The 6,492-nt window shown below is 61.9% G+C and carries 5 protein-coding genes and 1 pseudogene; 1 reads left to right on the top strand and 5 read right to left on the bottom strand.

Translation table 11 applies throughout. The features are described from left to right. Positions 1-96: 96 nt before the first annotated feature. The 3 genes from feaR to ACQRBV_RS17685 all read right to left on the bottom strand — a co-directional run bounded on the left by feaR (position 97) and on the right by ACQRBV_RS17685 (position 3,179). Complete coding sequence (gene feaR / locus ACQRBV_RS17695) at positions 97-1,038, bottom strand: transcriptional regulator FeaR (protein WP_244385463.1); 942 nt, start codon at positions 1,036-1,038, stop codon at positions 97-99. Between the two features lie 112 nt (positions 1,039-1,150). Beyond that, positions 1,151-1,735: a DUF3156 family protein gene (locus ACQRBV_RS17690; protein WP_235594056.1), complete on the bottom strand. Its 585-nt coding sequence runs from the start codon at positions 1,733-1,735 to the stop codon at positions 1,151-1,153. Then, a complete protein-coding gene (locus ACQRBV_RS17685) occupies positions 1,680-3,179 on the bottom strand; it encodes an APC family permease (protein WP_411985022.1) in 1,500 nt (499 codons plus the stop codon). Before ACQRBV_RS17685 ends, ACQRBV_RS17690 begins: the two co-directional genes overlap by 56 nt. A 217-nt stretch (positions 3,180-3,396) precedes the next feature. Between ACQRBV_RS17685 and ACQRBV_RS17680 the strand changes: the two genes are divergently transcribed. Further along, complete coding sequence (locus ACQRBV_RS17680; protein WP_411985021.1) at positions 3,397-4,719, top strand: hypothetical protein; 1,323 nt, start codon at positions 3,397-3,399, stop codon at positions 4,717-4,719. Between the two features lie 32 nt (positions 4,720-4,751). Here the strand turns inward: ACQRBV_RS17680 and ACQRBV_RS17675 are convergent. Next, a pseudogene (locus ACQRBV_RS17675) lies at positions 4,752-5,231 on the bottom strand (flavin reductase family protein); the annotation flags it as partial. Positions 5,232-5,289: 58 nt separating this feature from the next. After that, complete coding sequence (locus ACQRBV_RS17670) at positions 5,290-6,459, bottom strand: p-hydroxyphenylacetate 3-hydroxylase oxygenase component (protein WP_411985020.1); 1,170 nt, start codon at positions 6,457-6,459, stop codon at positions 5,290-5,292. Positions 6,460-6,492: the final 33 nt, after the last annotated feature.

The following is a 6,492-nucleotide window of genomic DNA, read 5'->3' as shown; positions in this document are numbered from 1 at the left end:
TAGCGGTGGGTCAGTCAATACAAGGACTGACTAATCCACCGCTATCGGGAGCAAGCCCCCTCTCACATTGGAGCGGGTTTGTTTTTGCGAATTTCTTTATGCTCCCACCGCCTGCATCCGGCTTGATCTGAAATCCTTCGGCGACACCTCAAACTGCTTCTTGAACGATCGGCTGAAGTGCGCCGAATCGGTAAAGCCCCACTTGTAGGCAATCGAGGTGATCGACTCGCTGCGCAGGAACGGGTTGGTCAAGTCGTCCGCACTGCGCTTGAGCCGCGCCCGCTGGATATAACGGCAGACACTGTCGTCCTGTTCTTCAAACAACCGGTACAACTGGCGCACGGAAATGTTGAGCCGATTGGCCAGTCCGATCGGGCTCAGGCCCGGCTGGCTGAGTGACTCATCAATCACCTTCTGCACATAGCTGCGCAGGTTGTTGCCGTGCAGCGCCGCCACGCCTTCGCAGCACTCATCGCCCTGCTCCAGGGCCGAGCCCAGCAGCGAGACGAACGCCGCTTGCAACGCCTCGACTTCACCCCCGCCGTCTTCGCTGTCGTCCTTGCACAATTGGTCCATCAGCACGTGCAGCATGCGCCCACAGGCCTTGGTCGAGGAGATCTTGCCAAAGGCACGTGCATCACCGCCCACGTGTTTGCAGACCTCGGCGCGCGCGAGGGACAGCGAGGCATGTTCAATCAGGCCGAAGGGCGTGATTTCAATAGAGCCCACCGAATCCATCAGCAGCATCTCGCCGGGGGCCAGTTGCAGGGTCTGGCCGTTCTGGACGATTTGCGAGTAACCGCTGCGCTGGCTGACCAGGAAACACTCCTGGTCATTATCGTGGTCGGCGTGGTGCGCCGGGCGCGTGATCAGCCCAGCATTGGTGCGCAGGATAGCCAGGCCACGTGGCAGGTTATGGATCTCGCCGATGAACAGCGAGCGGTTGAACGCCAGTTCGGTATCGAAGTGGCCGCACGCAGCGCGCAGTTCGCTGTTCCAGCTGTCGAGTCCATCGTGTGCATGCTGTGGGATGCTCATGGGGTGTCTCCGCAATGGCTTCTTTTTGTTGTTCTGGCGCAATAGTTAACATGTTATCTATATACGCGCAACAACAACCTGTCTGCCATTGCAGAAGCACTAATGATGCCAATCAGAGGTTCGATAACACGCGTGGCAACCCGGCCAACGTCGCGAGCAAATGCCCGCGTTGTACCGGGCTCAGGGCGATATAACGCCGAAACGCCGGCATTCGATTGACCACTTCACTGCCGCCCATATGTTCCAGCCGCACGGTCCATTGCCGGTCGCGCAGTTCAAGGCGCAAGCGCTTGAAATCCAGTGGCATCAGCGCCTGGTACAGCGCCTCGTCGGCCTGCAACCGCGCCTGCAACTCACGGCCCAGTGCCGGGTCGCCGCAGCGGCGCCGCACACGAAGACCAGTGCGGCGAATCGCGCCACCATGCTGCACCTCGAAACTCCCAGCGCCGCCTGCCCCAGCGGGGACTTGCAGGACAAATTCGGTCATGACCAAGTGCATCAACAGCTGCGCCTCGGTGCGCTCGACGATCTCAAACGCGAAGCCGTCCACTTCGAGTGTGGCCAGCCCAAGATTGCGTCGCAAATGCGCCAGGGTCACCCCTGGCCGATAGCCGCTCGGGGCGCGGTCGGCGCGCAACAGCTCAAACAGTTTTTGCCGCAAAGTCGCCATAGCCGTCATGGAGATGCCCCGGTTCATTGCTGAATTCCTTGGCCAGCACCTCCTCCACGGAGGCCGGCTTGAAGGGGTTGACCTTCTGCACCACGAGGGTCCAGAACAATGCATACGCCGCCGTCACGCCCAGCATCACGCCAAATGGCACATAAATGTCCGCCGGGTGCATGCCGGGCGGTGTGATAAACCACATGCCCAACAGGATGCCGATACTCGATACGATCTGCGGCAACGGAAACCATGGCGAACGGTAGGCACGCGGCAAATCCGGGCGACGAATGCGCAGGATCACCACCGATACCGTCACCAGCAGGTAGGCAAAGCTCCACGCACACACCGCCGCCAGTACCAGGTGCATGATGTTGTCGGTGTTACCGCCCAGGTACAGTGCGTGCAGGCAGGGAATCAGCATCGCCACCAGGATGCACAGCAGCGGCGTCTTGAAGCGCGGGTGCAGGTAGGTGAAGACCTTGGGCAGCGCACCGTCCACCGCCATGCCGTAGAGGATGCGCGGCACACCCGCCATCAGGGTATTGATGGTCGCCGCCCCGGCAAACAGAAAGCCGATGCCCAGCCACAGTGGGCCGACCTGCCCCATCACCTGCTCGGCGAATTTGGGAATGGCCATGGGGGTGTCCAGCAGGTGCAGGCCGGACGCCGCATCCAGCACCACGTTTTCCACTTGGCGCTTCATCGCCGCACCGTAGATGAACATACAGGTGGCCACCCCCATCAGCCCCAGCACCATCGCACGGGGCATCACTCTGGCCGATTGGCGCAGGTCCGGCGCCAGGGGTGTGACGAACTCGCAGCCGACGAACATGAACATCGCCATGCCCACCAGTGACAGCACCGTGATCAGGTCCGTGCCCACCAACGAGGCGCCGAACCAGCCGTCCAACTGCACCGCCGGGGCGGCGATCAGGCCGAGCACGCCGAACACCATCAGGGTGGTCCACATGCCAAAGGTGAGGATGATTTCCGCACGGCCGAACGCGCTGACGCCGAAGGCATTCAGCACGCCGAAGACCATCACGAAGCCCACGCCGAGCAGCCATGAACCGCCAGCGGATTCGGCCAGGGTATTGAGGTGTTCGAAATTCACCAAGGCCATGACCCCGGAGAGGATGGTCTCGGCGGTGCCGGCGAACACATGCACGATGAGGTAGGCCGACAAGGTGCCGGTGATCGCAAAAAAACGCCCCATGCCGCAGTTGATGTAGTCGTACACCGAACCGGTGGTGGGCAGGATCGCGGCGGCTTCGGCGAAGGTGGTCGCCTGGGCCAGCATCATGACCACCGCGATCAGCATCGCCAGGGCAAACGCACTGCCGCCGATGCCGAACCCCATGGTTGCGGTGAGTATCACGGGGCTCGCCATGATCAGGCCGATGGTGCTGGCCAACGCGGTGGGAAAACCTACCGTACCCCGGTTGAGGTGCGCGGTGAGTGGGTCGTTGCTCGACATGGTGGGGCCCTCGAAAACGGTTTTTTTAATGTATCGGCACTCTGCGCCCCACCCGAGTTGCTCGTCTTGCCCCTGTGTGCCGCCGGTTTTGTTGCTCCCTGCCACGGCGCAGGGTCTGGCGGCCAGGGTCAATTCCCTGGCACGCAAATGAAAGACTTCAACACCAGGCGCTCGCCCTAATGCGCCCTCACTCTTAACCAAGATGGGGGCAATAACAATGGAGCACACCCTGAAAAATCGTCGCCTGCGCCAGGCGGTCGTGCTGGGCATCACCTTGCTGGCGGGCAAAGCCTGCGCCATCGAGTTGTACGCCGATGCCGACACCCAGGTCACCGGCAATTTCCTTGCCGTCTACGGCATGTTCAACAGCCCGAAGAACTACGACGGGCGCAGCGGCGGTTCCACCTGGCGAGAGGCTTTCATCAAGTATGGCCTGAGCGTGAACCAGCGCCTGGGCAGCTTTGGCGGGGTGTATGGCACTGCCAACCTGGTGAGTTCCGGTACCTGGGGCGACGGCGATGCCTCCGGCGTCACCACCGGCCAGGAACGCACCACCAAGTTTGACGAAGCCTTTGCCGGCTGGCGCTCCGGCGACCTGTTCCCGGCCCTGGGCAAAGACGGCGTGGACCTGTCGTTCGGCCGACAGGTCATCACCCTGGGCGACGGTTTTATCGTCAACGACGACGGGCCCAACCTGGGCAAAGGCGTGGGTGATGGTGAATTCAACCGGGGCGGCGCCTACTACATCGCGGCGCGCCATGCCTTCGATAAAACCGCCGTGATCCGCCTGGGCGGCAAGGAGGGCGTGCATGGCAGCCTGATGTGGATCAAATCCGATAACCCGGCCCAGGCCATGACCGAAATGGCCGCCGCCACCCTGGAATACAGCGCCGCGCCGGGCACCCTGGGGCTCACCTATCTTCACGGAATCGATGTGGATGAACGCTTCGCCAGCGATGTACAACGCCAACGCAAAGGCATGAACCTCTACAGCCTGCGCGGCACCGGCAATGCCGGTATCGAGCATGCACATTTCGCCTTCGAACTGGCCCGCCAGGACCGCCGCGACAGCCAGGAAAACGCCGGCTACGCCGAAGCCGGCTACACCTTCGCCGACCTGCCGTGGTCACCCGACCTGACGTATCGCTACGCGCGTTATTCGAAAAACTGGGACGGTATGTTCTCAGGCTTCAACCGAGGCTACGGCACCTGGGTACAAGGCGAAGTGGCGGGCAACTATTCCGGGCCGTACAACACCAATACGGCGGTGCAACACGTGGCACTCAAGGTCAAGCCGCTGGACAACGTCACCCTCGGCGCACTGTTTTTCGACTACAACACCGTCAGCACCCGTGGCCAACTCAACCTGGATGGCCGCGAGCTGGACCTGTACGCCGAGTGGGCAGTCAACGAGCACCTGATCATCACCCCCCTGCTGGGCCTGTATAAACCCAACAAGGGGGCAGAGACCGGCGGCAACCAGGTCGGTGGCAACGGCACCAATGTCTACAGTCAGTTGGTGGTCGCCGTCCCCTTCTGAACCTCCTCGGGCGCGCACGGACGCAGCGCCCGGACTTCTGCATAAGCACCTTGGTGATAGAGCAGCGGCGCACGGCCGAAGTCATCGAAAGCCACCACCTTGCCGATCATGATCCAGTGGTCGCCGCCGTCCACCTGCTGGTATTTCTCACAGTGAAAGCGTGCACTGCAATCGGCGAATACCGGCGAACCGCCCTCGCCCGGTTCGTACTCGATCAGGGCAAAACGATCTTCACGGGGGCGCGCAAAATTATTGGACAGGTGTACCTGGTCTGCCGCCAGTACGTTCACCGCGAAGTGGCTGGCCTCCTCGAACACTTCATGGCTATTGGAACGTTTGTCGATGCTCCACAGCACCAGCGGTGGGTCGAGGGACACCGAGTTGAAGCTGTTGGCGGTCACGCCGACCTTGCGCCCGGAGGCGGTGGCCGCGGTGACCACGGTCACACCGGTGGCGAAGTTGCCCAGGGCACGGCGAAAGGCCCGTGGGTCGAAAAGGCAGTTGTCAGACATGCAAGACTCCCGGGCGCATCCCGTGGGGGCACCCTCATCGTTATGAGTGAAGAACGTGTCACACCATGCTCGGGTCCGGCGCAAGCCCCATCAGCTCGCGGCCGAGGATTTGCGCGCAGACATCGTAATCGGTGTAGGCATGGGCGCCGGTCATATGGGAATCGCGGAACAGGCGCTGCATTTCGTTGTACTCAAACCATGCATTACCCCCCGCTGCAGCAAACAGGCGATCGACTGCCTCAATGCACATTTTAGTCGCGTAGGCTTGGTTGGTACGCCAGAACGCCAGGGTTTGGCGGCTCGGGTAACGCTGCGCCGCGCTGTGTTCGGCATGCTCCTGCCAGGTTTTTTCAAGGAAGGCGCGGGCAGCAGCCACCTGGTGCGTGGACTCGGCCAGGCGCATCAACGCCGGGGTGGCGGCGCCCACTGCGGCACCGGTGTAGGCGCGCACGCGGTTTTTGGTTTTTTCACGGAACACCTCCAGCATGCGTTCGGCCACGCCGAGGCTGACGGTGGAAAAACCGCTGGCGAAGTACGGCCGATACGGTGCGTAGAAAATCTGACTGTCGGGGTAGAGACCAAAACCTGCGGATTTGCCTTCCATCATGTCCTTGGCCTTCTGGATACGGTGTTCGGGCACCCAGGCGTTGTCGATGAGCAAGGTCTTGGTGCCGCTGCCTTTCATACCGGCGGCGTACCAGTCATCACGGATCTGGTAGTCGCTGCGCGGCAGCACCGCGAAGCAGTAATCCTGGGTGCCTTCGGCGTTCTCGCGGCGGCAGCCGACAATCGCCCACTCGCCATGGTCACAGCCACTGCTCCAGCCCATCTCGCCACTGAAATACACGCCGCCCTCGCCCTCCGTCACCCGCCCGAACGGCGCGATACTGCTGCTGGCCGTGGCATCCGGGTTCTCGCCCCAGATCTCCTGCTGCAACTTCGCCGAGAACAGCGCCAACTGGTGACTGTGGGTACACAGCAAGCTCATGGCCCAGGCGGTGCTGGCGCAGCTGCCGGCGAGCAAGGCGATGCAGTCGGCGAATTCGGGCAGCGACAGCTCCAGGCCACCAAATGCCTTGGGCTGAAAAGCACGGTGCAGGCCGATGCTTTTGAGCAAGGCGATATTTTCATCCGGCACTTGGCGCAGTTGTTCAGCGCGCACCGCATTCGCGGCGATGGCGGGCAGGAGGGGCTTGAGGTCTTCGAGCAGTGGGTTTGGCTTTTTCATGGATGGCCCTGCTTATTATTGGAGGTCCGGCAC

Origin of the sequence: Pseudomonas sp. R11F (assembly GCF_050312575.1) — a bacterium.
Classification (GTDB): domain Bacteria; phylum Pseudomonadota; class Gammaproteobacteria; order Pseudomonadales; family Pseudomonadaceae; genus Aquipseudomonas; species Aquipseudomonas palleroniana.
The sequence above is the reverse complement of the archived record's forward strand: the minus strand, read 5'-3'. Positions and strand labels throughout refer to the sequence as shown.

What these genes read in the sequence shown, in the direction of transcription:
- feaR (WP_244385463.1), bottom strand. Translation starts at nt 1,038, where the DNA reads ATGAGCATCCCACAGCATGCACACGATGGACTCGACAGCTGGAACAGC.
- ACQRBV_RS17690 (WP_235594056.1), bottom strand. Translation starts at nt 1,735, where the DNA reads ATGAACCGGGGCATCTCCATGACGGCTATGGCGACTTTGCGGCAAAAA.
- ACQRBV_RS17670 (WP_411985020.1), bottom strand. Translation starts at nt 6,459, where the DNA reads ATGAAAAAGCCAAACCCACTGCTCGAAGACCTCAAGCCCCTCCTGCCC.
- ACQRBV_RS17680 (WP_411985021.1), top strand. Translation starts at nt 3,397, where the DNA reads ATGGAGCACACCCTGAAAAATCGTCGCCTGCGCCAGGCGGTCGTGCTG.
- ACQRBV_RS17685 (WP_411985022.1), bottom strand. Translation starts at nt 3,179, where the DNA reads ATGTCGAGCAACGACCCACTCACCGCGCACCTCAACCGGGGTACGGTA.